This window comes from Rheinheimera sp. SA_1, from assembly GCF_001669775.1.
In the GTDB taxonomy this organism is placed as follows: domain Bacteria; phylum Pseudomonadota; class Gammaproteobacteria; order Enterobacterales; family Alteromonadaceae; genus Pararheinheimera.
Genome location: NZ_LXWK01000016.1, coordinates 479821 through 504981 on the forward strand (window position 1 = coordinate 479821; position 25161 = coordinate 504981).

20 protein-coding genes are annotated in these 25161 nt (G+C 47.1%); 9 read left to right on the plus strand and 11 right to left on the minus strand.

Annotated features, from left to right (window positions below):
* Positions 1–169: 169 nt before the first annotated feature.
* The 4 genes from A5320_RS14120 to A5320_RS14135 are packed head-to-tail and all read left to right on the plus strand — an operon-like array spanning position 170 to position 4105.
* A complete protein-coding gene (locus tag A5320_RS14120; RefSeq protein ID WP_068065939.1) occupies positions 170–1249 on the plus strand; it encodes a sugar-transfer associated ATP-grasp domain-containing protein in 1080 nt (359 codons plus the stop codon).
* Positions 1233–2426, plus strand: a complete 1194-nt coding sequence (locus tag A5320_RS14125) for a GNAT family N-acetyltransferase (protein WP_068065942.1) — start codon at positions 1233–1235, stop codon at positions 2424–2426. Before A5320_RS14120 ends, A5320_RS14125 begins: the two co-directional genes overlap by 17 nt.
* Positions 2419–3222 carry a hypothetical protein gene (locus A5320_RS14130; RefSeq protein WP_068065946.1) on the plus strand — a complete coding sequence of 268 codons (804 nt, stop codon included), beginning with the start codon at positions 2419–2421 and terminating at the stop codon, positions 3220–3222. The genes A5320_RS14125 and A5320_RS14130 overlap by 8 nt, the downstream gene beginning before the upstream one ends.
* Entirely contained in the window at positions 3215–4105 is an 891-nt protein-coding gene (locus A5320_RS14135; RefSeq protein WP_068065950.1) for a hydrolase 1, exosortase A system-associated, read from the plus strand. The genes A5320_RS14130 and A5320_RS14135 overlap by 8 nt, the downstream gene beginning before the upstream one ends.
* A gap of 12 nt (positions 4106–4117) precedes the next feature.
* Here the strand turns inward: A5320_RS14135 and A5320_RS14140 are convergent, their stop codons facing one another.
* The 3 genes from A5320_RS14140 to A5320_RS14150 all read right to left on the minus strand — a co-directional run bounded on the left by A5320_RS14140 (position 4118) and on the right by A5320_RS14150 (position 8572).
* Positions 4118–5551: a NosD domain-containing protein gene (locus A5320_RS14140; RefSeq protein ID WP_068065955.1), complete on the minus strand. Its 1434-nt coding sequence runs from the start codon at positions 5549–5551 to the stop codon at positions 4118–4120.
* A 134-nt stretch (positions 5552–5685) separates the two neighbouring features.
* On the minus strand, positions 5686–6987 hold the full coding sequence (locus A5320_RS14145) for a pyridoxal-dependent decarboxylase, exosortase A system-associated (protein ID WP_082971778.1): 1302 nt from the start codon (positions 6985–6987) through the stop codon (positions 5686–5688).
* Positions 6974–8572, minus strand: coding sequence for an acyl-CoA ligase (AMP-forming), exosortase A system-associated (locus tag A5320_RS14150; RefSeq protein WP_068066805.1), 1599 nt, complete (start codon positions 8570–8572; stop codon positions 6974–6976). The genes A5320_RS14145 and A5320_RS14150 overlap by 14 nt, the downstream gene beginning before the upstream one ends.
* A 136-nt stretch (positions 8573–8708) precedes the next feature.
* On the opposite strand from A5320_RS14150, the gene A5320_RS14155 reads away from it, so the two are divergent.
* Both A5320_RS14155 and prsT read left to right on the plus strand, forming a co-directional pair.
* The gene (locus A5320_RS14155; RefSeq protein WP_068065958.1) at positions 8709–8969 is read left to right on the plus strand and encodes an acyl carrier protein; all 261 of its coding nucleotides are present in this window, start codon (positions 8709–8711) and stop codon (positions 8967–8969) included.
* 56 nt (positions 8970–9025) lie between these two features.
* Positions 9026–11779 (plus strand): XrtA/PEP-CTERM system TPR-repeat protein PrsT, encoded by a 2754-nt coding sequence (gene prsT, locus A5320_RS14160; RefSeq protein WP_068065960.1) that lies wholly within the window; start codon positions 9026–9028, stop codon positions 11777–11779.
* A gap of 225 nt (positions 11780–12004) precedes the next feature.
* On the opposite strand, the gene A5320_RS14165 is transcribed toward prsT, so the two are convergent.
* The 5 genes from A5320_RS14165 to A5320_RS14185 all read right to left on the minus strand — a co-directional run bounded on the left by A5320_RS14165 (position 12005) and on the right by A5320_RS14185 (position 18081).
* Positions 12005–12820 carry a THxN family PEP-CTERM protein gene (locus A5320_RS14165; protein WP_068065961.1) on the minus strand — a complete coding sequence of 272 codons (816 nt, stop codon included), beginning with the start codon at positions 12818–12820 and terminating at the stop codon, positions 12005–12007.
* Positions 12821–13220: 400 nt separating this feature from the next.
* Positions 13221–14042, minus strand: coding sequence for a THxN family PEP-CTERM protein (locus A5320_RS14170; protein WP_068065962.1), 822 nt, complete (start codon positions 14040–14042; stop codon positions 13221–13223).
* Between the two features lie 151 nt (positions 14043–14193).
* On the minus strand, positions 14194–15852 hold the full coding sequence (locus tag A5320_RS14175) for an FAD-binding oxidoreductase (protein WP_068066807.1): 1659 nt from the start codon (positions 15850–15852) through the stop codon (positions 14194–14196).
* A gap of 52 nt (positions 15853–15904) precedes the next feature.
* Positions 15905–16783, minus strand: coding sequence for a PEP-CTERM/exosortase system-associated acyltransferase (locus tag A5320_RS14180; RefSeq protein ID WP_068065971.1), 879 nt, complete (start codon positions 16781–16783; stop codon positions 15905–15907).
* Positions 16784–17181: 398 nt separating this feature from the next.
* On the minus strand, positions 17182–18081 hold the full coding sequence (locus A5320_RS14185) for a patatin-like phospholipase family protein (RefSeq protein ID WP_082971781.1): 900 nt from the start codon (positions 18079–18081) through the stop codon (positions 17182–17184).
* 141 nt (positions 18082–18222) lie between these two features.
* Between A5320_RS14185 and A5320_RS14190 the strand changes: the two genes are divergently transcribed.
* The 3 genes from A5320_RS14190 to prsR are packed head-to-tail and all read left to right on the plus strand — an operon-like array spanning position 18223 to position 22428.
* A complete protein-coding gene (locus tag A5320_RS14190) occupies positions 18223–18966 on the plus strand; it encodes a S1 family peptidase (RefSeq protein ID WP_068065972.1) in 744 nt (247 codons plus the stop codon).
* Between the two features lie 14 nt (positions 18967–18980).
* Positions 18981–21008 (plus strand): XrtA/PEP-CTERM system histidine kinase PrsK, encoded by a 2028-nt coding sequence (prsK, locus tag A5320_RS14195; RefSeq protein ID WP_068065973.1) that lies wholly within the window; start codon positions 18981–18983, stop codon positions 21006–21008.
* A gap of 25 nt (positions 21009–21033) precedes the next feature.
* The gene (gene prsR, locus A5320_RS14200) at positions 21034–22428 is read left to right on the plus strand and encodes a PEP-CTERM-box response regulator transcription factor (RefSeq protein ID WP_068065974.1); all 1395 of its coding nucleotides are present in this window, start codon (positions 21034–21036) and stop codon (positions 22426–22428) included.
* Between the two features lie 433 nt (positions 22429–22861).
* Here the strand turns inward: prsR and A5320_RS14205 are convergent, their stop codons facing one another.
* From A5320_RS14205 to A5320_RS14215, 3 genes are read right to left on the minus strand one after another with little or no spacing between them, the layout of a single operon-like run.
* On the minus strand, positions 22862–24118 hold the full coding sequence (locus A5320_RS14205; RefSeq protein ID WP_068065975.1) for a tetratricopeptide repeat protein: 1257 nt from the start codon (positions 24116–24118) through the stop codon (positions 22862–22864).
* Between the two features lie 2 nt (positions 24119–24120).
* Positions 24121–24741 carry an energy transducer TonB gene (locus A5320_RS14210; RefSeq protein WP_068065978.1) on the minus strand — a complete coding sequence of 207 codons (621 nt, stop codon included), beginning with the start codon at positions 24739–24741 and terminating at the stop codon, positions 24121–24123.
* A 2-nt stretch (positions 24742–24743) separates the two neighbouring features.
* Entirely contained in the window at positions 24744–25148 is a 405-nt protein-coding gene (locus A5320_RS14215) for an ExbD/TolR family protein (RefSeq protein WP_068065981.1), read from the minus strand.
* Positions 25149–25161: the final 13 nt, after the last annotated feature.

Here is a 25161-nt window from a genome sequence, read left to right on the forward strand (position 1 = left end):
GCCACATCTGGCTTTAGTTCGGGTTGAATCCGCAATTAGCGCAATTCTTTACAGCATGCTGAAAACTCTTTAATCTTGCCACAGGCTGTTTCTTCGCAGCCCCACAGCCAAAACTTGCTGTTTTTAAACACCTTAGTGCAAGGTGTCAGCGACTTGAACCGGATGTCTTATGCAAGTATTAACTGACGTAAAAAATGCCTGGAAATTTCTACAAGAAAATTCGCAACGGTTTCCATCCTTACCAAGATGGAGACAATTGCTGGAAATGATGCTGTTGTTTTTTATCCGCAATATTGGCCCTGGCTATTATTTGCAAGCACGTTGGTGGCGTCCGGAAATTCCATTTAAAGACAAGTGGTTACATACCAATAAAAAGGAATATAACAACTTCATTGACCGCTGGAACAGTCGGCCTTATCAAAAGACCTCGCAGCATAAAGTGGTGGAGAAAGCCGTTTTACAGTTGTTGGCAGTGCCGACACCTGAATTTATCGGGTTTTTACACTGTCGTGCTGGTGTACAGAAGTCCGGACAACCACTATGTACCCTCGAAGATTTTATTCTGCTTTGCCAACAGCTTGTCGGCCATCGCATCTGTTTAAAACCAGTTGAAGGCTACGGCGGGGCCGGTTTTGCGGCTTTTAACATCGAATTTCATGACCGGCTGCTGTTCACGCACCCATTTAGCAAAGCAATCACCGAAATCAGTGATTGGTGGCAGCTCGCGGCACAAAATCCGGATGGTTATATCGTTGAGCATTATTTACAACAACATCCGGTGTTGTCCGACATTAACCCGCATTCGGTGAACACTCTGCGCATTTGGCTGTACCAAGCACGCGGTGAAGTGAAAATTGGTGGCGCCTTTTTGCGCGTCGGCCGCAAAGGCAGCCTGGTCGATAACACCAGCAGCGGCGGTATGATTTGCCCGGTTGATATCACCAGCGGTATTTTGCAGTATGCTGCGAATGCGAAAAACCCATTACTGCAATCAAGCTGTCACCCCGATACCGGCGGCCAGATCAGTGGGATACAACTGCCCTTTTGGCCGGAATGTCTGGCATTGGCCGGCAGAGCGTTGCAAGCATTCCCCCATGTAAATGTCGCTGGCGTTGATGTGGCCATCGCGGTCGATGGCCCCAAGATGATTGAACTGAACGTGAAGCCAGATCAAATCGGCTGCGCTCGGATTGATTTACCACTTAAAAAAGTTGATCAGTGGTTGCGGGGCCATGACACTACACGCTGAAATCCCGGCGCGCAGTGATCCGCCAGTTGTCGTTTTTAGCCTTGCTGGCATCAGATACCGCTGCGTAGGCGACTGGCCAAACGTTTTGGAGCTCGAGCGTCTCGAACCGGCTACAGCAACCGGCTGGCCCTGGTTGCAACAACTCCCCTGGTTTTCTCAGCTCAAACAGTTTGAACAACAAAACGGCATTAACCAAGGCAGCCGTTATTTGCTGTTGCGGATTTATCAAGATCAGCAACTGCTGGTAATGCTGCCGCTTCGCACAAGCGACGATAACCGCACCTTGCTGGCGCTCAGCAATTATTACAGTCCGGAATTTGCTCCGCTATCCATCGATGTTGCGCCCAATGCTGCGTCCAACGTTGCGCAGCAGCAGCGTAATCTATGGCCACTGCTACAAGCGGCCCTATCAGAGATCTGGCCACAGTGGCGGCTACTGCGGTTACAACCGCTTTCACAGGCCACAGCAACACAGATTCAGCAGCAGTGCCCGGCCACCGTGAAAACCTTGGTCTCACCTTTTGGTCACAACTGGCAAGCAGCAGCAAAAAACAATACCGACTATTGGCAACAACGCCAGTCGCAGCTGGTGAACACCATTCGGCGCAAGAAGAAAAAACTGCTGCAGCAAGGTGCTACCATTCAAATTCACCGCCAGCTTACCCCTGACTTACTGGCCGCCTATTGGCACATTTATCAGCGCAGCTGGAAACAACCAGAGCCGAGCCCGGATTTTATTAACTGGTTGCTGGCATTCAGTAGTCAGCACGGCCAATTACGGCTGGGGCTGTTGTTGATCAATGACGCGCCGGTGGCGTTTCAGTTCTGGTTGGTGCAACAACAACAAGCTGCGATCGTAAAACTGTCGCAGGATCAGGCGTTTGATTCACTCTCCCCTGGCACTGTACTGATGGCGGCGATGATTGACGAGGTGATGACGCAGGATGGCGTCACCAACATCGATTTTTTAACCGGTAACGATGACTACAAAGCGCAGTGGATGGATCGATGTTTGCCGCTGCTGCAGCTGAACTTGTTTAATTGCCAAAGTGGCAGCGGGCGGCTGCATTATCTGCAGCAACAATGCCGCTGGCAGCTACGCCAGTGGCAACAACGGCTACAACTACTTCAGCAAAAATATTTGCGCCGCCAATCACCTGAGCAGCAAAATGATTAACGCCGAATATCAACAAGGACAACTGGGTTGGTGGTTAATGACCCGTTGGCAAAGCGCAGCACCGTCCGGCCAGACCTTACTGATTTTACCGCCGTTCGCCGAAGAAGCGAATCGTAGCAGACGCTTGTTTAGTGAACTGTGCCAACAACTTGCGGCCAACGGCTGGAGCTGCTATTTGCCGGACTTTTATGGTACCGGTGATAGCCAGGGCGACTTCACCGATATTGACCTCAACCTGTGGCAACAAGATTTATGTCAGTGGCTCGCCCGCGCCAAACTGCAACAGCCGGTGCATCTGCTGGCTTGTCGGTTTGGCGCATTACAATTGCTGGCGATGTGGCCGGCGTTATTGCAGCAGCTGCAGCCAGGAAAACTATTGTTTTGGCAGCCGCAACTTGATAGTCAGAAATTTTTACAACAGCTGTTCCGGCAACATCAAGCCAGTAATTTACTGCTGGCCGATAAAGCGCCTTCTGCCTCACAGCTGTTGGACAATGACTTAACGGTCGAAATTGCCGGTTATTGCATCACACCGAATTTTTATCGCCAGATCAGTGCCCTCAAGCCGGATCTAAGTCAATTGCAGCACCGCAGTCTGTGTTGGCTGGAACTCTCAACCTTGCCGCAATTGCCACTTCCGGTCGCGAAAGTCTGGCAACAACTAGCGGCAGATCCAGCCACCAGCAGTCAACAGTTATTAGCGTTACCTGCATTCTGGCTGCAGCAGGAACCGCTGCCTGCCGCGGCTTTAATCGAACACAGTTTGAGCTTTTTAATGGGTGGTTTGAATGACTAACCTGCCACAACCAAAACCGCAGGTGCTGCCAATCCAACTGAGCGGTCTGCATAGCCTTGGAATATATGTTGCCGGGTCAAGTGAGGTCGCCATTTTAATGGTCAGTGGTGGTGCACAAACCCGCCCGGGCAGCCACCGCATGCAACAACAGCTTGCGAGCTTTTTACTGCAGCAACAAATAAGCAGCCTGCGTTTTGATTTTCCGGGTTATGGCGATGCAGAGGGGCAACCCACAGATTTTATTCAGCATGCGAAGTGGCTATCGGAAGTGGTGGCGACAGCGCAACAAGCACAACCGCAGATTAAACAGTGGGTATTGTTTGGTCTTTGTGATGGTGCCAGCGCCATCTTGCTCAATCAGCAGGTGTTGTCTCAAGCCGCTGGTCTGATATTACTAAACCCATGGTGCCGGGCTGCGCACAACCATGCCAGAACTATGGTACGGTTTTATTACTGGCAACGTTTATGCTCAAGCGAGTTTTGGCTGAAATTGCTGCGTGGCCACAGCAAGCCCCTGCATAGTCTGCAGCAGTTTTTCCAGTTCTGGCGGCAAGCGCGCATCACTGACCACCGAAAAAGTAACGCACAGCAAGCGAAGGCTGACACATCGCAACTGACCACAGAACAGTTTTTACCAGCGCTCATCCACAATTGGAGTCAGTATCAAAAACCGGTGTTACTGGCCCTCAGTGACAATGACCTGACCGCACAGGAATGTGCGTCGTTACTGGCTGATTTGCCGAAACGGCAACGTCAGAAGATTGATGCTCATACCACAACCGAATCCATTTCAGGCGCGAACCACACTTGCAGCGATGCAAAACATTTGCTGCAATTACAACATTTGCTGTTGGATTGGCTCAGGCAAAAATTTCCAAGCTGAACCCAGGCTGCATTAGTCGACGGCCTGTACACAAAACTGTGGATCGGCAAAAGCGCCAATATACGGCGCCTGCACCAGTTTGCCGCAATAATCAGTCAGCACACCATCGCCGGCATGGTTTGGGTCGGGTGCTAATTCCAAAGGCTCCAGATAACTGAAATCTCCCAGATCAGCCGATTTAAACAAATCTTTTAAATGATCCCGTCCAGTGAAAAAGCTACGGCTCTGGATCAGATTTTGTTGCAACTGATGTGAACCACCGGCCCGGTTAATCACCCGACCGCTGATGATATTATTGCGAAGTACCGCGGTACTGTCTTCATAACGCACATCGACGCCCACAGTGTTATAAACGATGTTGTTCTCCAGCAAGGTATCGTGCGCCTCGTTGAGGTAAATACCAACATCATTCGGGCAGTGCATTATGATGTTATTGCGCATCACGCCTTTGGTGCTTTCCCGGCTGATTTCATCCCGGCTATATTGCTTGCCAGTGCCGCCACCGCCAAAAGACAACCCCAGACTGGTATGACCCAGCCCTTTAAGATTGGCTTCACACATCACTAAATTGCGTTCAAACACGCCACGATGTGCGTTACCTTTAATAAATCCGGCATAACTGACTTCATCACCGGCTGACTTTTGAATATCAAAAATAAAATTACCACTAACCCGCCAGTCATTCACTGCAACGATATCAACCGGTGTTGCCGGGCCTTTGGTGATCCGTGGCACAGTGTTATAAAAGGTATTGTTGTTGACCAGTCCGAAGTCCGGATAATGCCCTTTGTTACCGTTAACTTTTAACGCAGAGTTAAAATCCCGGAACACATTGTTTTGAATTACGATATTGCTGGCGCGTCCGACTACATGCAACGCATGCTGACAGCGGTCATGAATATCGCAGTCACCGATAAAACTAATGTTTTCAATCTGCCAGTAAGGTTGCAAAATTAACAGCCCTTCGCCTTTCATCGAAAACTCGACCTGATGCAGGCTGCGGCCGGTTAATCGGATGGGGCTATTTTCGGTCCCGCTTTGGCGGATCTCCATGGTGCGGTCAAATTCATAACGTCCCGGCAGCACATCAATTTGTTGACCAGGTAAAGCTTCACGCAGGGCTTTTTTAAGTTCGCTAATATTTGTGACTGTGACAATATTGGCACCTGCAAGCGGCTGATACTCTGGATGAGCACCAGCGCCATGCCATTTTTTCGGATCCAGTGGCCGGTACAGGAAGTTTTTGTGCTCAAAACCGGCAAAAAAATGCAGAATTGGCGTCACAAAGGCCACGCTCGGATAATTGACTCGAATATCATTTGCCACTTTTTGGCTATACAACGGCAGTGGTAAACCCAACCAATAAATACTGCGCGCCCATAATAAAAACCCAAATATTAACAACAGGTTCGCGATCACACCGGACCAAAAAAGATACTTGCGCATGATAATTATCCTGTCAAAGTTGACACAGAAGTTGGCTAAGATTGCAGTGTCAGAAAATCAGCCGTACTACCGATTGACCTTTTGTGCTGATTGTTTGTTTTACCGATTCACTGTGCTGCAGCGGTTGATGCGCTTTACAGCAAAATTTCCGCTACTGCGCCATGCCCCAAAAACGCTTGCGGGCTGGCCGTGGCGCCATAGGCACCGGATTGAAACACCACAAACCAGTCGCCGACCGCAGCTTGCGGTAGCTGGATTTTATCGGCTAACACATCCAACGGCGTGCAGAGCGGTCCGGCCACCTGCACCGGCGCAACTAAAGGCTGATCCAGTTTGTCGGCGAACGCCACCGGATAATTACGCCGGATCACCTGACCAAAATTACCTGAATTCGCCAGGTGATGATGCATGCCACCATTACACACCACAAATGTCTGAGCATGTGATTGTTTGATATCCACCACTTTGCAAGCATAGACCCCGGCTTCTGCGACCAGATAACGACCCAATTCCAATATAAATTCAAGATGTTGTAAGTCTGCAGGCAACTGCTCAAACAGCTGTGTCCAGCCTGCGGCCAGTAGTTCCAAATCCACCGCTCGATCGCTGGTGTAATATGGTACGCCTAAACCACCACCCAAATTGACAAATTGCAGCGATGCCGGGCAAAGCGGCAACAATTGCTGCAATAAATGAATAATTTGCTGCTGCGTCTGCAAAATGGCTTCCGCCTGCAGGTTTTGTGAACCGCAGTACAAATGAAAACCAACCAACTTGACCGGCATAGCAGCCAGCTTTGGTAACAGCTCAAATACCTGTTGCTGATCAATGCCAAATGCCTTAGCCCCACCGGCCATTTTCATACCGGCGGCTTTTAGTTCAAATTCCGGATTCACCCGTAGTGCAATAGTGGCGGTTTGTCCGGACTGAGTTGCAATACCACAAAGCCGTTGCAGTTCCCCCGCCGATTCAACATGCACACAACAACCGGCAGTCATTGCCGCAAGCAGCTCTGTGTCAGTTTTACCAGGCCCGGCAAAACTAATCTGCAACGCCTGCATGCCTGTTTGCAGCGCCAGTAATAACTCACCTTGCGAGGCTACATCAAAACCATCCACCAGCGTGCCAACGTGCTGCACCACCGGCAAATATGGGTTGGCTTTAATGGCATAATGCAACTTTAATTGCGCAGGCATTTTGCTGCGTAACTGGTGAATTTTCATGGATATTGCTTGGCGGTCATAGGCATAAAAACGCTGTTGGCTAAGCAAATCAGCAATTTGTTGCATCGACTTACCACCGATTTGCAGCACGCCATCCACTGTCCGTAAATAGCTTAATGGCACTGCGAGCTGTGGCTGTGTTGCGAACAACGGCGATAGCGGATCTGGTATGGATGGTGCGAACTGGCTATCTGCCGGCTCAGGCGTTTTCATTAAAAAAATCCTTATAAGTCAGACGCAAAGATTTACGATCTAATTTTCCATTGGCGGTTTTGGGCAGCTCTGCCAGCTTAAGCAGCGCTTTGGGACACATATAATGTGGCAATTGCTGGCGTAACAACGCCAGCAGTGCTTTTTCATCAACCGGTGCATCACAACAATACAGCAATAACACTGCACTGTCGGCATCACCAAATGGCACGCCAATCGCCGCGACATCATAAAGCTGTGGTGCACATTGGTACACCAGTTGCTCAACTTCAGCTGGGCTAATGCGAAAGCCGGAACATTTGAGCATTTCGTCCAGTCGCCCCAGATAATACAAATAACCATCGGCATCGCGGCGTACTTCATCACCCGACCAGACTGCAAGCGCTTTGTTGATGACGGCTGCCGGCTGCACCGGATCAGGCCGGAACCGTTCATTGGTACGTTTTTGGTCGTTCCAGTACCCCAAACTAACCAGTGGCCCGCGATGTACTAATTCGCCCGGTTCATCCACGGCGCACTCGCTGCCATCGGGTCGCAACACCAATAAATCGGCAAAAGGAATGGCTTTGCCAATTGAACCGGGTTTTGCACGCAGCATTGAAGGGTCTAAATAACTGGACCGAAAAGCTTCGGTCAGCCCATACATCAGATAGGGTTTGGCATAAGGGAAAATCTGCTGCAAAGTCGTCAGTAGCGGTTGCGGCATCGAACCACCGGAATTGGTAATAAACCGCAGCGAGGACCCGCCTTGCTCCCCCCAGTTTGCTCTGGCAAGGGCCGACCATAATGGCGGTACCGCTGCTAAACCAGTCACCTGATGTTGCACCACCGCTTTGACTACATCCTGCGGCAGCAGGTATTCCAGTAACACCAGGCTGGCACCACAATAAAGTGCAGTCAGCAGTTGATTAAAACCATAATCAAAACTAAAAGGCAGCAGCGCCAGCAATACATCGTCATTCGTTAACTGTAGGTACTGACACACGCTTAAGGTGCCGAGCATCAAGTTCTGCTGTGACAGCACCACCCCTTTGGGTAAACCGGTACTGCCCGAGGTATACATAATGGCGGCCACATCGCTGGCGACTAATGCCGGAATGGCAGGTGTGGCAATGGTTAAATCGACAGCAGGCAGTTGGCCAGGATTAGCTCCGGATAATACGACCAGCAGATCGTTAATGGCCTGCGGCAACTGCTCCGTCATCAGTAGCTGAACATCTGGCAGTGGCAGCTGAAGCGCGGTCAGTTGCGCCAGTCGGTGTTGATTGGTCATCAGCATCGAAGCCTGACAATCCTGCAGCACATGCGCCAACTGGGTTGGCTTTAACTGCGCATGCACCGGTACCACCACCGCGCCTAATCGTGCAACCGCCAGGATCATCACCACCAGTTCCAACTGTTTCGGTGATGCCAGCACCACCCGCTCACCGGCTTTTAACCCGCGCTGACTTAACAACAGACTACATGCCAACACTTGTTGGTGTAACGCCGCAAAGGTTAACTGCTGACTGCCAGCAATTAATGCGGTGCGCTCCGGCCAGCGAGCCGCCGCATGTTCGCTGAACTGACTGATAAAATTTACCGGCAATTGACCCACTCATCCATACTTGACACAAATCCCGCAGATAATGCGCTGGCACCGGCCAGGTTCGGGGCTTTGCTTAAGTTAATAATGTGGTAGAGTACAATGTGTTAACACCAAATGTCTATTGGAGTTCCGGGTAATGGACCAACCAAAAACAATTCAATCGCTGGTGCAGCAGATCCTGCAAACTGCCCTCGCACTTGACACCCAATTTACACCCTCTTCGCCGTTACTTGGCGCGCTGCCGGAATTCGATTCGGCTAGTATTATGACCATTTTGACGATGCTGGAAGATCATTATGGTTTTCAGTTTGACGACGACGAGTTAAGTGCAGAAATTTTTGCAACCTTTGGCAGCTTATGCCAATTTGTACAGAACAAACATCACGCTACCTGCTAACGCAGAACGTTGGCCTGAAGTCTTCTTTTATTTTCGTAAATCGATGGAACAGAATCATGAAAAAAACACTCCTTGTTACCTGTATCACAGCAGCATTGCTGCTGCAGGGTTGTGGTAAAAAAGACAGCGAGCAGCATCTGCAGGATGCGCTGAAGTTTGCCGCCAATAATGAAATTCCGGCGGCGATTATCGAATTAAAGTCTGCCATTCAGCAGCAACCGGAAGATGGCCGGTTACGCTTTGAACTCGGGATGATTTACTTAAAAGCCGGTGATGCTGCTTCAGCCGCAAAAGAACTGGAACGGGCCGCTGAATTTAAACTCGACAGTAAGACCATCGCCATTCCCTTGACCCAAAGTTATTTCCTGCAAGGCCAACATCAAAAAGTTGGATCTTACCTGACGGCACATCCGGAATTACCGGCTGACGTCCAGGAAACCCTGAAGTTGTATCACGCCTTATCGTTAATTGAAGCTTCGGATACCGATGGTGCCAAAGCAATTTTTGCCGATCTTGCTAATTCTGCCGATCCGGCAATTAAAGCCATGGTTGAAGCTCAAACGCAGGTGATGTCAGGTCAACATGAAGCTGCACTGCAAGCGCTGAGCAGCATCAGTGCGCCACATGCCATTTATAACGATGCATTATTACTCAGAGCAAAACTGCAAAATGTGCTGAAGCAATACGATGCTTCGATTGAAAGTTTTAATGCCTATTTAAAAGTTAACCCTGGTGCGCACCTGGCGCGGTTGATTCTGGCGCAAAGTTATATTGCCACCAATAAAAACGATGAAGCCGATAAAGAAATCGTTAAGTTATTAAAAATATTCCCTAAACAACCACTCGCTAACTATCTGAAGGCGGTGGTTGAATTTGAACGCAAAGATTTCCAAAAAGCCAAAGAAACCAGCGAAATAGCGATTGATAACGGCTTAAACTCCGTCAGCAGCCGGGTTCTGGCCGCGATTTCTTCAACCCAACTGGGTTTGGAGCAACAAGCATTAAACCACCTGCAAGCCGTACACAGTCAGCTTGGCACTTACCCGCCCGCGCAAAAGCTATATGTGGCCTTAAAACTGAAATTCGGTGACACCGCAGCCGCACAGCAACAACTGCTCAGCGATGAGAATGCAGCCACCGATTTACAATTAGTCTCAGCGACAGCCTTTCAGCTGGTGAAACAGCGCTCTGACAGTGCAGCGCAAGAATTAGTTGATAAATATGAAAAAAGCGGTAAAGCCACCGCCGATGATCTGATGACGTTAGGGAGTCTGAAACTCAGTATTCCGGGTATGGAACAACAAGGTCTGGCAGCTCTGGAAGAAGCCGCAAAACTAGCTCCGCAGGTGGAACAGACCCAGATGGTGTTAGTGACGGCTTATTTACAACAACGCCAGTACGACAAAGCATTGGAATTGGCGAAGAGCTGGGAAAATGACGACAAGCTGAAACATTCCAGTCTGAATATGCAGGCCTATATTGCCTTCCTGCAAGGTAATAACCTGTTGGCACAACAACATGTTGATGCTGCACTGAAAATGGATGCATCACATCCGTTCAGCCAGCTATTGCAGGCAACTTTGGCGCAAGCCGCCAACAAAGTAGACGATGCGATTAAAATCTTGTCCGGTTTATTGGAAAAACACCCAACTTATCTGCCGGCACTTGAACAACTATACGCACTGACCAGAAACGATAATGCGACAGCTGCCCTCACCAAAGCTGAAGCTCTGAACAAAGACAAACCAACCGATTACCAGGCAGCTTTGTTATATGCACGGATGTTGGCGGATCAAGGTAAACATCAACAAGGTCTGGATTTGCTAAATGCCACCGGCAAGGTAGAAACAGAACGTCATTCGTTCCATTGGGCACTGTTTATTGAACATCAGCGCGCTGTGTTAAAAGACAGCAAGGCGGCCGTAGAATCAGCAGCAAAATGGTTTGGGCAAAATTCAGCGGATCAAAACTCGCTGTATACCTATTTACGCATGCTTATTCTGGACAAACAGCTGGACAAAGCGCTGAAGCTGACCAGCGACGAACTGGCCAAAGCACCGGACAACAAAGTGCTGTATGGCACCCGAGTGCAATTGCTGGGCGAACTGGGTCAGTATAAAGAAGCACTGAAAGAGCTTGAAAAATTATCGGCCGAAGAAGCCGCCAAAGCCGACGCCTTGTTTATGAAAGGTCGATTATTGTTGGCTGATAAACAACCGGAACAAGCTTTAGTAGCGTTAACTGGCAGTTATCAGCAAAATCAGGCCAGCGTGACTGCACTGATGATTGCCGACATCTACGCCAAAACGGTGTCAGAACAAAAAGCAAAAACATTTATAGAACAACACTTTAACTACAAGCCAAATGATTCAGCCCTGCAAATCTACTACGGCAATCTGCTGCTTGGCACTGACAAGCAAAAGTCGACCAGCGCTTTTGCCAAGGTGCTGGATACGCAGCCGGAGAATGTAGCGGCCCTGAATAACCTGGCCTGGAGCTTACTGGAACAACAAAAAACCTCTGAGGCATTACCGCATATCGAAAAAGCCATCAAACTGGCACCGGAAAACCCGGATGTCCTGGACACCTACGCCACGGTGTTGTTAGCCACCGGCCAACAGGCAAAAGCCCTGGAGCAGTTTGAAAAGTCGTTACGGATCAGACCGGACAATGTCGCGGTACAGCTCAACTACATCGATGCATTACTCAAAACCGGTGATAAAAACACCGCTAAAACGATGCTCGATAAGGTAAAACCGACCGACAAACCAAGCGAAGAAAAATTGAATGCATTAAAGGCTCTTTTGTAATTCGTTCTTCAGTGAATGGTGTTACCTAGTAAATGAATTTTATCAGGCCTCAATTGAGGCCTGATTTTTTTAATTGGGCTTTAATCCTCGATATCTTTGCAGATAGCGTCGGACCGAATAGAAACTTCGCGATAACCGAGCTGAGTGCCAGAATAGAAAAAGCCAGACTTTGCATCTGGCTTTTTTTTTTAATTATCAATTCAAATGTTTACATTCAAATCGACATTATTTACGTGCTAAGCGACGACGGCCATACATCACAAAACCCATCAGACTCAGACCAAACACTGCCAGACCTGCTGGCTCCGGAACTTCAGGAATTAATTTAGCGTCAATTAACAAACCGAATTGAGCTGAAGTTGCTTCTTTTTCTTTAGTCTGAAAACCCAGACAGCCTGGAGCATTATCAGCAGCAGCACAAGCCTCATCTGACAGTGCAGTCAGTGACAAGGTTGTTTCAACGATATTGGTGGTGTAGGTGTAACCATCGTAATCAAACGAATCAGACAGATTACCAATTGAAATTACGAAAATGTCATCACAAGCAGACATACTGTCAAAACCACAATCATTGTCATTTGGCGTTTCGGTGAAGTTAATAGTGAAATTTAATACTTTTGGCGGAAAAAAGTCATCTGCTTCGACCGGTAAAAATGGTTTCAGTTTCAGCGTGGTTTTTAACTGCGCACCAACCAGCGTACTAAAAGACCCTTGCAAGGTGTTGTTCCAGTGCGTGATGATGTTAGTTAAAGCAGGAATAATACTGCCTGTCACCAAATCAGTACCTGAAGAAAAACTGTCAGTCAGAATTAACGCACTACGAGCAGTACCGATACCAGCGGCTTGGTTGGTGTAAGCGGCAGTACCGCCCCAGCTGATTTCAGTTGCATCCTGAATCTGAGTACCGACACCTGCATCAAAAGATGCACCAGTCCATTCTGAAAAAACTTCATACTCCCAGTCTGTTACTAAAGCAGCTTGCGCGATTTGCGGGAGTATTAATGCACAAGCAACAATTGTACTTTTTAATAGTGTTTTCATAACGTTCTCCATTAGATCCATAAGTTGTTCAACCGCGACATAGGAGTACTGCGTTAATGTCTTAATTTAATAAAGCATAATATAGGCCAAACTTAATTTGCCTATATTTTCATCAACTTACTTGGGGAACTAAAAGGTGGGTGTAAATAAATTTGACGTTGCTGACGGGGTGTGTTTCTACGAAAATTGCTTGCAAACACAATGAAAACCGGGACATGACTTATTTCAACTGGCTGCCGAAGGTGCTAATTTCTGGATTAAGGTGCCGGATCAAGGCATGAAGCGGTGTGTAAAGAAACGTCTCTACACGAGTATCACAAATCAGAATTTATATTAAAATCAGGATATTAAAGCAAAAAAAACCCGGAATAATCCGGGTCTTTTTTTACATCAGTGCTGTTTAAACTGCAGCTTTTTTATTGCGGCGCAGCGACAACATCACTAAAGATAAACCAAGGATGCCTACTGTTGCTGGTTCTGGAATAGTTTCCAGACGAGCTAAGAATTCGATTTGGTTGTTTGAAGATTCAGCAGTAACCAGAGTTACTGTACCATCTGGGTTAGTGATTGAAGTCACGCCGCTTAATGGGTTCAGCTTGAAGCTGATTTGGTACATTTGACCTTCTAAATCTTTAAACTTGATTGCTGGCAGTTGCAGATTCACAGAGAAAGTGTCATCACAACCAACAGCTGATAACTGTGGTGTTGGGCATTTAGTAGGGTCAGTGTTGTTTGGTGTTTCTTTGAACTGAATACCAACTTTAGCTGGAATTACGAACAGTGCTGGATTCACGATTGCGAACAACGTAGCTAACTCTAAAGAAGCCAGAGAAGCGCTGCCTGCTGGGATAGTCTGATTACGGTGAGTCACCAGGCCAGTTTGTACCCAGTCACCGTTAGTAACTAAGGTACCGCTTTTTGAAAGGATATCTAAACCGCTTTTCGCTGAAGATGAACCCCAGTTTACAGTACTGTATGCACCAGCGATTGCGCCAACTGCGCTGCTAAAGGTCAAACCACAACCATTTGCTGCGTTGGTAGCACCAGCGGCACAATCCAGATTTGTAGCAGTTGAGTTGATACGTGTACCTGAGTTCAGACCGTCAGCTAACCAACCGCTTTCAGTTGCGAAATCTACAGACATCAAAACTGCAGAGGCTTGAGTGCTTACTAAAGTAGCTAACGTCAGTGCGCCAGCTGTAACAATTGATTTTAACTTCATTTTACTACCACCATTTAATTTAAACTGCGCCTGACTTTCGTACGGCTGCGTTAGGACTAACAGAATAATGCACGTGGCATGCCAACTTTATTTCTCCATTAAAATCAACGCATTACATAAAATTACATGTTCCTATTTTTTGCTTCGTAAATTATTCTGACAGTTCTTGCATAGATTCAGCGATATATCGTCCAGGCGCCAGAATACTTGCCGGATCAAGGCAGCTTTTTAAGCGTTGCAATAACTCCAGGTATGATGCATCGCCGGTAGTATTGAGAAGTTTCATCATATCGACATCAACCCGATACGGATAAAAACCGTACCGGAACATCTGCTGATACAGCTCTTGCCGACACGCCAGCGCTTTGTCATCCCAGCTTTGACCGTCTAGTGCAATCGCTTGCCGATCAAACAACAAGCTAATCACCGCATCAAGACAACGCTCATTTAACAGAGTAAAAGTGACTCCTGGCTCAAAACCATGCCGCGTCAGTACCTCACTGATGATATTCATCAGTTCTCGTGCCGTTGCGGCTGTTGCAGGTCCGACAAAAGCACACCAGATCAATCCGACGCCGTCGCGATCTAAATCAAAATCAGCAGAAGCTTTATGCTGCTTGCGCCAATAAGCGCTGCTTAAAAACTGGCTGCTGGGCAAACCTTTCATCATATTATGAACAGGCCGCAACACTTTGAGCATGCCCGGAATATCCATCCGGGTGATCCACGCAATTAACTTCTGGTACCGTTCAATAAAACACAAAAGCTCGTCGCTGATAAAATTTAGCCTGGCTGCCGGCACCTTCGATAAAGCCCGCCGTACCTGGCGTTTGGCATTGGCAACTTGCTCTCTGGTGCCATATAAAGCGCCAGAAACATTCCAATTGCCGACCTGCCATTTTTGCTGCAATTCTGCCTTCAACGCTGCAGGCAGAGGAAAACCGGTCTGTTTTAATTCTTGGGCTCGTTGCCACGGATATTGCTGCATCCCACCCAGCACTCTGAATTCATTAGCAATGTGCGGCAGACTGGTAATAATACCTTGCTGTTTTAAGGGCGTGAGTGCGGAAACAATCGCTTCCAATGCTGCGTCGGTTTTAGCTGACAAATAAAATGCGATAAATTTTTCGGGCTTTGGCATCAGCCACAAGGTCATGCTTAACACGATGCCGAGATTGGATTGCAGAAACAGCTGATCCAGACCCGGCCCTAATCCCCACTTATACAAACCAGCTGCCCGGGCATTGTCAAAGCGATGGAAACCGGTTTGAATGATGCTGCCATCGGCCAGCATCACTTCAAGTCCGGCAATAAAATTTGCGTGTTCGCCATACGGTGTATGCCCAAATCCACGCTCAACGGTGTTGCCAACGATACTGCAATCCGGATGGGAACCGGTGCAATCCATCCAGTCGGTACCACCGGCACGCTGCAGATATTCCGCCAGTTCCTGCTGGGTTACACCGGCTTCGACCCGGATCACATGCTGTTGTGGTTGATAGTCGCTGATTTGCTTTAACCGGATCAAATCAATCAAAACAGCTTGCCGGCAGCTCGGAACACGGGAGCCATAGCCCCAGTTTTTACCCGAACTAACCGGATAAACCGCGATACCAAAGTCAGTGGCGATCTGAAGACAGGCGGCGAGTTCCGATTTATTCGGTCGTAAAATGGCCAGTACTTGTGAAGTCGTCAGGAAGGTTGCTGTAGCAGCTAAGCGGGTTTGCTCATTGTGTGTAATCACCTGCTCAGCACCGAGCAGGTGTTGCCACTGCTGTAAAGCAGCGGCAAAATTATCTGTTTGAGCCATGCGAAGTCCTTGCAAATCAGCAGCAAACACCATTGTTGTTTGCAGCAAATCGTTACCGGGTCAGAATTCCGGATTCTAAAGGTTGAAAACCAGCACCGGAAGGAGGTGTTCCGTTTGAGCCAGACTGCACTGTGTTGGCCAACGATTTTTCAATTTCAAATAGTAATTTTTTAAAACCTGGCGACAGACCGTCAAACAACATTGGTTTGTTAATGTAAAAAGGTGCGCGACGACCATGATAATCAATCACCGGTCCAATTTGATGAAACTTAATCCCGACAAAGGCCAGACTTCTGGCAAGCCGCGGCTCCATCATCACAAAAGCGTGTTCTTTTTTGGCATGAAATGCGGTCGAAGCTGCTGAAAAATAGAGACAAAGTGCTATATATGGAAAACAACGCAGCTCAGTGCCCGAATAAGTATCAACGTTAATAGCACCGGTTGCAGCGCCTTTAAACTTATCTTGTTCCCGGCGACGGAAATGCTCCAGCACCGCGAGTCTGGAAATCTCACAGATTTTCTCTCTTGGAAATGCTTGTGGGGAAAACTCATGGTCAGTAATAGAATGCAAACAGTATTTTTCGATTGGTAATTGTTCTTCGTTACAGGTAGACGTAATGAGTCGTACAGTGCCCGCCATATTGCCACTGGTCATATGTTTGACATAACAGTGAATTGAATGAGCATCAAAATCGTCGAGTTCCAGCTGGTTGGGCTTTTCTTCTTCGAATTTCAGTTCTTCACAATAGACTTTGTGACGTAGTCGGAACACCTGCTCTTTTAATTCTTCAGTATTGGCAATATGCGGTTGCAAGAACTGCGAAAAGTGCTTCGAAATATTATTCGCGTTATTACTGGCCAGCATGCCAATTACTTTTCGGACCAAGCCACCAATCACTGGAATTTTCTGCAATTTGTTTAAATGTTTCATAACCGACCTGATCAATTTATACCCGTCATCCTTGAAGCTGCAGAGGTCGACTTCGTTTGCTCACCTGAGCGTCAGTCCAAACCAGTCACATAAGACAACTATGCTCCGGGCCGGGCTGGTGTTCCAGTCTCGCTCACTTGTCTTCTACCTGCATCGTCAATAATTTCGTGTATCGAGGTGAAATGCTTTGCTGGCAGGACCGAACAAACCTACCGCAAAAGTACCATTCATTTTTCAGAACCTGAAAGGTCAACCGCCCCTGGCTAGTACTACAAACTTTTGTTTTGATTAAATTTTATTCTAAGCCTTTGTAATGGACTCAGTCACCGGCACATTTCTGACAAAGCCATCTCAAACTTATAGCAATATTCATTTCCAGTATAGAGACATGCGCTAACTTAAAGCAATTCAAACTGTTTCTCACGTTGATGGATCACTAAATCATGCTTTAACCAGTTTAATTTTTGCGGAATAACCGTCATCGCAGTGTCGTATCCCTGGCGTAACAAAATCAGTTTTTTCTCAATAGGTAACGCAAAATCGACCGAAGAAACCGAGCCGGTGTTGATAAGTACCGTATTGTGCCAGTATTGCGCATGGACATATTCCCGGGACATTGCGGTCATAAAAGTTTGGATCAGCATCAGGATATACGACACCAGAGGAAAATAACGGTGCTTTAAAATGGGCCGATCTTCGTTATCGCTTTTCAACCGGAAACACACCACCGGCACCGCCCGTCCCGACCAATCTTGGTGTAATGCATCTTCTGCCAGAATGACACCATCAGCCATCACGTGATTTTCAAAAGTTTTAAACGAGAACAGCAATGGGATCGACATCGAAAAACGTACAGCCTGCGACACTTTCATATCCGGCGTCCGTTCTTTATTAAAAATAACCGGCCCACCGCCATTGATATCGGTGGCTAACACGTGCAAATCGAGTTTCAAATCACGAAACAACACTCCATCCAGTTCTTTATCCATCCAGTTCTCAAACGTATCCCCACTGGACAAACCACCGGTTCGGATCAGATTGAGTAATGAAAACCCTTTAAACTGTTTAAAATCAGTATGTAAGGCCAATTTTTGCATTTCTTCTATCGACTTTCCGGCAGCCAGCATCGCCGCGACTATACTGCCGCCAGAGACGCCGACAACATGCGCATAGGATAATTCCAAATCCTCCAGCGCCATCAAAATACCCACATAGCAGGGTAATCTGGTGCCGCCGCCGGAAAAAATTGGCACAATTTCCTGAATTTTCTGAGGTTTTTGTTCTGGCACAGCCGTCATAACCACTCCGGGAATGCAACCTGGTTGCATAATAACTTTCAGTATGTACCAATTTGCTAAAGATGCTAATTCAGTTTCGCCCAAGCCACCGACTGGTTTACACTAAAACCTCGTTTACCTGATACAAGGATGAAGTGTGCAATGAAACTGTTTTGGATAACGTGCCTCGGAATTTTCAGCGTTGCTGCAACGGCCAATAATCTGCCGCAACTCATTCCCCAAATAAAGCCAGCAGTTGTTGCCATCGCTTTGTATAACCCAACCGGTTCGCCCAGGTTAAAACTCATAGGCAGTGGTTTTGTAGTCGCCCCGGGCAATCAAATCGTTACCAACCATCATGTGGTTTCAAAATTACCCGACGAAAGCAAAAACGAACGTTACGTTGTGTTATCCGGACATGGACAGGTTCCGGTTGTGCACCCTATTCTTTCCAGAAAAAATGACCCGATCCACGACTTAGCAGTGCTAAAAATTACTGCAACTTTGCCGGCGCTGAAACTCGCCGACAGTGAGTACACGCCTGAAGGAACCGCATTGGCATTTACCGGGTATCCGATCACCGGCGTGTTGGGGCTGTATCCGGCAACACATCAGTCGACATTAAGCGCTGTTACGCCTATTGCTATTCCACAAGACAACTCTAAGACGCTGAATCCAAAAACACTGCGGCAACTTCAGCAACCTTTTATGGTGTATCAGCTGGACGGCACTGCCTATCCTGGCAATAGCGGCAGCGCTTTGTATCGTCAGGAAGATGGCGTCGTGGTGGCGGTCATTAATATGGTACTGGTCAAAGGCAGTCGTGAAGCGGTGCTCAGCGACCCTAGTGGTATTGCTTATGCCATTCCGGTCGTACATCTGCATCAACTACTTGCTCAACCTTAAGGTCTGACTTACCCATGTTTGAAAACTTCCAGCCTGGTCATTTTGGTTTTGCCCTTGCAGCTTTGGGCTACGCATTGTTTTGGACTTTGCAGCTGACCGTAAAAACCCAAACTGCGCACAAACATTTATTAAGCACCTACACCATCCTCAGTGTGTTGTGGGCTTTTGATAATTTTCGCGGTAACGAACTGCCTTTTGTCGAACTCAGTTCGTTCCTGATTGAAAGCACGCACAAAATGCTACTGGCGCTTTTTTTGCTGGCGGCACTTAATCGTACCGACGTAACAATCAGCCAACTTTTTTCCACCGCAAAAATCAGAATTGTTTGCCTGATATTTGTCAGTTGGCTGGTGTTTGGTGGCTGGATATACGCCGATCTCGGCGCAAGGCTAATGGGAACTTTGCTGCTGACGGTGGTGATGTTGGCGTTGATTGAAGCAATTTATCGGCAGTCCGGCAGTCAAAAATGGCAGTTCAAGCCAATGATTATTGCCTTAAGCATATGTTTACTATTAGATTTTTATCTCTTGGCCGAAGCTGCCTTGTTAGGTAAAGTCAATCAACAAACCTGGCAGGCACGTGGTTTTGTGCATGTGATGATGTTGCCGTTTTTAGTGGTTGCAGTAAAACGGATTAAATCCTGGGGCATCAATGTTTATGTCTCCCGCGATATCGTGTTGCAAAGTTCCTTGGTGCTCGCAGCCGGCGTATATTTGTGTTTATTAGCGATTGTCGGTTATTACCTGAGCTACATCGGCGGCAATTGGACCACGCTACTGCAAGTGGTGTTTGTAGTGGTAGGCACCGCATTGTTTTGTACGCTGGTATTTTCTGATGCTATTCGCCGTAAGTATAAAGTCTTCATTGAAAAGCACTTTTTTGCCAATACTTTTGATTATCGGGAAAAATGGGTTGAATTAACCCGAGAGCTGAAAAAAGTCGAAATTGCCAACCACAATGCACCTGCGGTGTGCCTGACAGCCTGGTGCAAAGCAATTGGTTATAGTGATGGAGCTTTAGTTAAACTCCCGGCAGCAGCTGAGCCGGAAGTACTGGCGACGACACCGAACTATCAACTGAGCGCTGCCGATTTACAAATTGCCGCCATTTATCAGCAAAAATTCGGCAATAAAAATTGGTTGCTGGATTTCAGTGACCTGAATGACCACGACGTCAAAGCAATTCATCACGAGCTGAACGGGATGACCGAAACTTTTGCATTATTAGTGCCCTTCTATCAAAACAACCAATTATGGGGCTGTTGCCTGTTAAAACCATTGGCGACCGAGCATTTAAAACTGAACTGGGAATTGCGTGATTATCTGAATGCGGTATCAGAACAAATTTCCAGTTATCTGTTTATGAGTGAAGCCAGTAAAGAACTGTCTGAAAACGCCCAATTTATGGCATTTAGTCGAATGTCCGCCTTTGTCGTTCACGATTTAAAAAATGTGAAAGCACAAATCGATATGTTGCTAAAAAATGCCAAACGTCATCGCCATAACCCGGAATTTGTCGACGATGCTTTTGAAACCATCGAAGCTATGCAAAGCAGGCTGCAAAATATGTTGTCGCAGCTGACCCAAAAACAAAGTGGTATCGAGCATAAAAAAACTGTGGTGATGGCGCGGTTGTTACAACAGTTAATTACTGAACGTTGTGCCGAGCATGAGCCGTTGCCGAAACTGCAGATTATTCAGGACTGCGAACTGTATATCGACCATGAGCGGCTGTGCAATATCCTGTTCCATCTGATTGATAATGCGCAACAAGCGACAGCAGCTGATGGGTCAGTAACGGTAGAACTAGATGTGCAGAATGACAGCATGATCCTGAAAATTATTGATACCGGCTGTGGCATGAGCGCGGAATTTATTAAAGAACGTTTGTTTAAACCATTTGATACCACCAAAGGTAACGCTGGTATGGGTATTGGCGCCTATGATGCCCAAAATTTTATTCAACAAAATCAGGGACAACTTTCGGTATTCAGTGAAGTGAATATTGGATCTACCTTTACTATTCAGCTTCCTTTACACTAATAGAAACCTTTACACGGAACGTGATATGAAAACTTTACTCGCAATAGACGACGATTTGGGCATCCAGAAACAGTTAAAATGGAGTTTAACGGATTACGAAGTCGTTTTCGCAGAAGACCGTAATTCAGCCTTACAGCAAGTGCGCCGGTATGAACCTGCTGTCGTGACGCTAGACCTTGGTTTACCGCCAGATCCGACCAATGCCTCTGAAGGTATGGCATGTCTGACCGAAATTCTGCAGCACAACCCTGACACTAAAGTCATCGTCATTACTGGCAGCACCGACACAGAGCATGCACTGCAAGCCGTGGCACTTGGCGCATATGACTATTACCAGAAACCGATTGATGTTGACGTGCTGAATGTGATTGTCGCCAGGGCTTTTAAACTCAGCGAACTGGAAGCGGAAAACCGGGTACTGAAATCGGCGAACTACAAAAGCCAGGATATCATCGGAAACAGCGAGTCCATTCTGAAAGCCTGCCGCATGGTGGAGAAAATCGCTCCGACTGAAATTACCACGTTATTGCTTGGCGAAAGTGGGACCGGTAAAGAAGTATTCGCCCGCTCTATCCACAAACAAAGCCCAAGAGCAACCAAACCTTTTGTCGCCATCAACTGCGCATCGATCCCGGATAATTTACTGGAAAGTGAATTATTCGGTTATGAAAAAGGTGCTTTTACCGGCGCCCATAAAACCACTTTAGGAAAGATTGAAACCGCCAACGGTGGTACGCTGATGCTTGATGAAATTGGCGATATGCCATTGGCATTGCAGGCAAAAATGCTGCGTTTTCTGCAAGAACGGGTCATTGAACGGGTTGGCGGTCGTAACGAAATTGAAGTTGATGTCCGGGTGGTCTGTGCAACTCACCGCAATCTGGCGGAGATGGTGGCAGAGCAATCATTCCGTGAGGATTTGTTTTATCGTGTCAGCGAAATCACTTTAAATATTCCACCACTTCGCAACCGCGGTCAGGATATTGTGGTGATTGCCAAATCGCTGTTGCAAAAATTCAATCAAGAATTTAATACCAATATTCAAGGGTTTACCGAAGACGCTATCAATGCCATGCTCGGCCATCGTTGGCCCGGCAACATCCGTGAACTACAGAACAAATTGAAATCTGCTGTCATCATGGCGGATAACAAATTTATCAGTGCCGAAGATTTGGGTTTAATCGTCGATCACAATGCCAGTTCGCCGCTCCTTACTTTACGAAAAGTCCGGGAGCAAGCGGAAACACAGGCAATAAGACATGCTTATAACCTGTCAAACGGCAATTTGTCGAAAACAGCGGATGTGCTTGGTGTGACCCGACCAACGCTGTATGCACTGATCGACAAGTATAAAATGCTCGATTTGCGGGCCCCTGATTCTGACAATCAGAACCAGGTTTCACCGGATCAATTAGCTTAAGTATTGGTTCTACTCCAGCAGACGCTGGTGTTTTTGTGCTTTTTGCAACAACACCAGCTGCTATCAGCCCCTCGATAAATCCCCAAATACGCAATGGCGACGGTAGAGCAGCGGCATGCGAACGAGTATTGCACCCTAGCGAGCGCTGCGCTACTTCAAGGAAGACTGGTATAAACTCTGGGTCGACGTTTGCCTTTTCTGCCTCTCTACTTTTACCGATCCTCAATAGTGTAAACAAAAACTAGCGAAATACTCTACACCCAGCACTGCCCCACAATCTGCCCAACAATTCACCACATAGCCTTTTGCATACCATTTATGACGCAATAACTCGCCGCCTGCTTCCGCATTCAAGTTGCCAGTTGTTTCGTGATAGGCACAAAGTAGTGGGTATAAAAAAACCCGCCGAAGCGGGTTTTTTACAAGCGATGACTTACAGGGAAATGCCTTTTTTCTCAGCACGTTCTCTGATATAGCCTGTCCAGCTGCTTGCGGCTTTGGCTTGGCCGTTGTCGCGAGCTAACTGGTTATGGCGATATGCATCTTTAAGCTTAGCTTGATAGAAATAAGCTTCCATCAGTGCAATGTGTACCCGGCCTTTGTCTTTGACACCAACTTCCAGCGCTTTTTGCAGTGCTGGGACGGCGGCAGATTCTTTGCCGGCCATCAGCAATGCAGTGCCTTGACGACGATAGGCTTCCCCATCGTTTTCAAGCTTGGCAAGTTCACCGTAGTAAACTGCTGCTTTGTCAAATTCACGTGCTGAGTTGTAAGAACCTGCGATACTCGACAGTGTGCTGCGATCTTTTTTCAGCACACCAGCTTTCATATGCTTCTCAAGCAAAGCTGCTGCACGGTAAGGAACGTTATTATTGTTGTACATATTAGCCAACATTTTAATTTCGTTATCTGTCTTCATAAAACCTTGCTTATAAGCAAGCTCAAATGCAGCCAGCGCCTCACCGTACCGTTCATTTATACTATAGAACTGACCTAACTGAACCCATAAGCTTTTATCTTCAGGGAAGATAACAACCGCAGATTCCAGTACTTCAACAGCTTTTTTGAAATTCTTGAGCTCATAATAAGCACCAAGTTTCATCATATAAGCTTCTTTCTTCGGCGTTTTGTAACCTGCAATAGCCAGGTCTGCCGGAGAAATCACTTTATTGAATTGCTTCATTTCGTAATAGCAGTTTGCCATCCGAATATATACATCTGAATGAGTTTCACCGGTGAAATCCATCCATTTTGTATAATAATCAAGCGCTTGTTGAAACTTTTTGTCCTGAAGACTTAAGTCAGCAATATTACGAAGCAAACCCGCTTGATCAGTAAAACTAAGAACATCCAGCTTTACAGCATCCATCAGGTATTGCCGGGCTTTTACTGCATCTCTTTCGATGTAGAGTCGGCCCAGAAAGCTATATAAATAAGCTTTGTCAAACGGGGCTGTCGGTTCAACACCAGCCAAAGCCGCTATTGCTTCACTAATTTTTTCTTGACCATACAGTTCATAGGCTTTAACGATTGCTTTACCAACCTTCTCACCAACCGCTTGCGATTTTCTTGCTTTGCGTTCAGCAATTTTAGCGGCGTCAGGCGCTGCATAAGCAGTACTGACTGGTAACGCCATCACACCAATGGTGGCAAATACTACAAGAGCTGATGTTAATTTATTCAACTTCATAGTTAACCTCCGGCTGCATCAAGATTGAAGTCAAGCTGAACTTTTTGGCCTGTTTGCTTCAAAGCTTTGCCATTTTCAATCTTCGGTGAATATTTCCAGCGCTTTAGCGCACGGATTGCTTCACGGTCGAATACGCGTTTTGGTTCAGCATTGATCACTTCAACTTCGTCGACACTACCGTCTTCCATGATAGAAAACCGTAATTGTACCCAACCGTTGATACCATCACGTGCCGCCTGAACCGGATACTTAGGTTCAATCCGCACGATTGGTGTTGCGTCACCATCACGCATTAAAGCGCCTGAAGGATCACCAAGACCAGCACTTGCACCACCCAAATCGATCGTTGGCACATTAAAACCAATCGCACTAGCGTCGTTGTTGTTGCTTTCAGACACCACTTGCTGCTTCGGAGGCTCCGGAGGCGGCGGTGGTGGCGGTGGCGGAACCCGTGTCCGGGTCTGAGCTTTTGACTCAGGCGGAGGCGAGTTTAATTCAATAACGATTTGTTCCTTCTTCGCGTTGGTGAACGTATCATCCCCACCTACCAGGAATGCCATCAACACGTACAGGAAAAACGTTATTACCGCACCGACGATGAGTGATAGTAATAACCTAACCATAATTACTTAGTCTCCGCCGCGATCGAAATCTTCAGATCTGAACCAGCAATTTTAATCTGATCCATCACCTGAACTACGACACCGTGCTTCGCTTCTTTATCCGCTTGTACGATAACTGTGTCAGTTGGAGATTCAGCTAACAGCTTTTCGATTGTTGCGCCCACACGCTCAGGGTCAACAGCACGTTTATCTAACCAAATTTCGCCATTTGCGCGGATTGCCACGAAAATAGTTGCTGAAGGTTTAGTCTGTGCTTTCGCTGCTTTTGGTTTGTTTACGTCAATACCAGCTTCTTTCACGAACGAGGTCGTAACGATAAAGAAGATCAGCATGATGAAAACAACGTCAAGCATTGGCGTTAAGTCAATTGCTGCTTCTTCTTCCCCACGTCTAATTTTACGTGCCATAAATTACTCTCTA

Excerpts from the sequence above, each read along its gene's own strand:
- A5320_RS14165 (WP_068065961.1), bottom strand. The coding sequence starts at position 12,820 with ATGAAAACACTATTAAAAAGTACAATTGTTGCTTGTGCATTAATACTC.
- A5320_RS14190 (WP_068065972.1), top strand. The coding sequence starts at position 18,223 with ATGAAACTGTTTTGGATAACGTGCCTCGGAATTTTCAGCGTTGCTGCA.
- A5320_RS14125 (WP_068065942.1), top strand. The coding sequence starts at position 1,233 with ATGACACTACACGCTGAAATCCCGGCGCGCAGTGATCCGCCAGTTGTC.
- A5320_RS14130 (WP_068065946.1), top strand. The coding sequence starts at position 2,419 with ATGATTAACGCCGAATATCAACAAGGACAACTGGGTTGGTGGTTAATG.
- prsR (WP_068065974.1), top strand. The coding sequence starts at position 21,034 with ATGAAAACTTTACTCGCAATAGACGACGATTTGGGCATCCAGAAACAG.
- A5320_RS14145 (WP_082971778.1), bottom strand. The coding sequence starts at position 6,987 with ATGAAAACGCCTGAGCCGGCAGATAGCCAGTTCGCACCATCCATACCA.
- A5320_RS14210 (WP_068065978.1), bottom strand. The coding sequence starts at position 24,741 with ATGGTTAGGTTATTACTATCACTCATCGTCGGTGCGGTAATAACGTTT.
- A5320_RS14135 (WP_068065950.1), top strand. The coding sequence starts at position 3,215 with ATGACTAACCTGCCACAACCAAAACCGCAGGTGCTGCCAATCCAACTG.
- prsK (WP_068065973.1), top strand. The coding sequence starts at position 18,981 with ATGTTTGAAAACTTCCAGCCTGGTCATTTTGGTTTTGCCCTTGCAGCT.
- A5320_RS14215 (WP_068065981.1), bottom strand. The coding sequence starts at position 25,148 with ATGGCACGTAAAATTAGACGTGGGGAAGAAGAAGCAGCAATTGACTTA.
- A5320_RS14170 (WP_068065962.1), bottom strand. The coding sequence starts at position 14,042 with ATGAAGTTAAAATCAATTGTTACAGCTGGCGCACTGACGTTAGCTACT.
- A5320_RS14155 (WP_068065958.1), top strand. The coding sequence starts at position 8,709 with ATGGACCAACCAAAAACAATTCAATCGCTGGTGCAGCAGATCCTGCAA.
- A5320_RS14120 (WP_068065939.1), top strand. The coding sequence starts at position 170 with ATGCAAGTATTAACTGACGTAAAAAATGCCTGGAAATTTCTACAAGAA.
- prsT (WP_068065960.1), top strand. The coding sequence starts at position 9,026 with ATGAAAAAAACACTCCTTGTTACCTGTATCACAGCAGCATTGCTGCTG.
- A5320_RS14140 (WP_068065955.1), bottom strand. The coding sequence starts at position 5,551 with ATGCGCAAGTATCTTTTTTGGTCCGGTGTGATCGCGAACCTGTTGTTA.
- A5320_RS14185 (WP_082971781.1), bottom strand. The coding sequence starts at position 18,081 with ATGACGGCTGTGCCAGAACAAAAACCTCAGAAAATTCAGGAAATTGTG.
- A5320_RS14175 (WP_068066807.1), bottom strand. The coding sequence starts at position 15,852 with ATGGCTCAAACAGATAATTTTGCCGCTGCTTTACAGCAGTGGCAACAC.
- A5320_RS14180 (WP_068065971.1), bottom strand. The coding sequence starts at position 16,783 with ATGAAACATTTAAACAAATTGCAGAAAATTCCAGTGATTGGTGGCTTG.
- A5320_RS14205 (WP_068065975.1), bottom strand. The coding sequence starts at position 24,118 with ATGAAGTTGAATAAATTAACATCAGCTCTTGTAGTATTTGCCACCATT.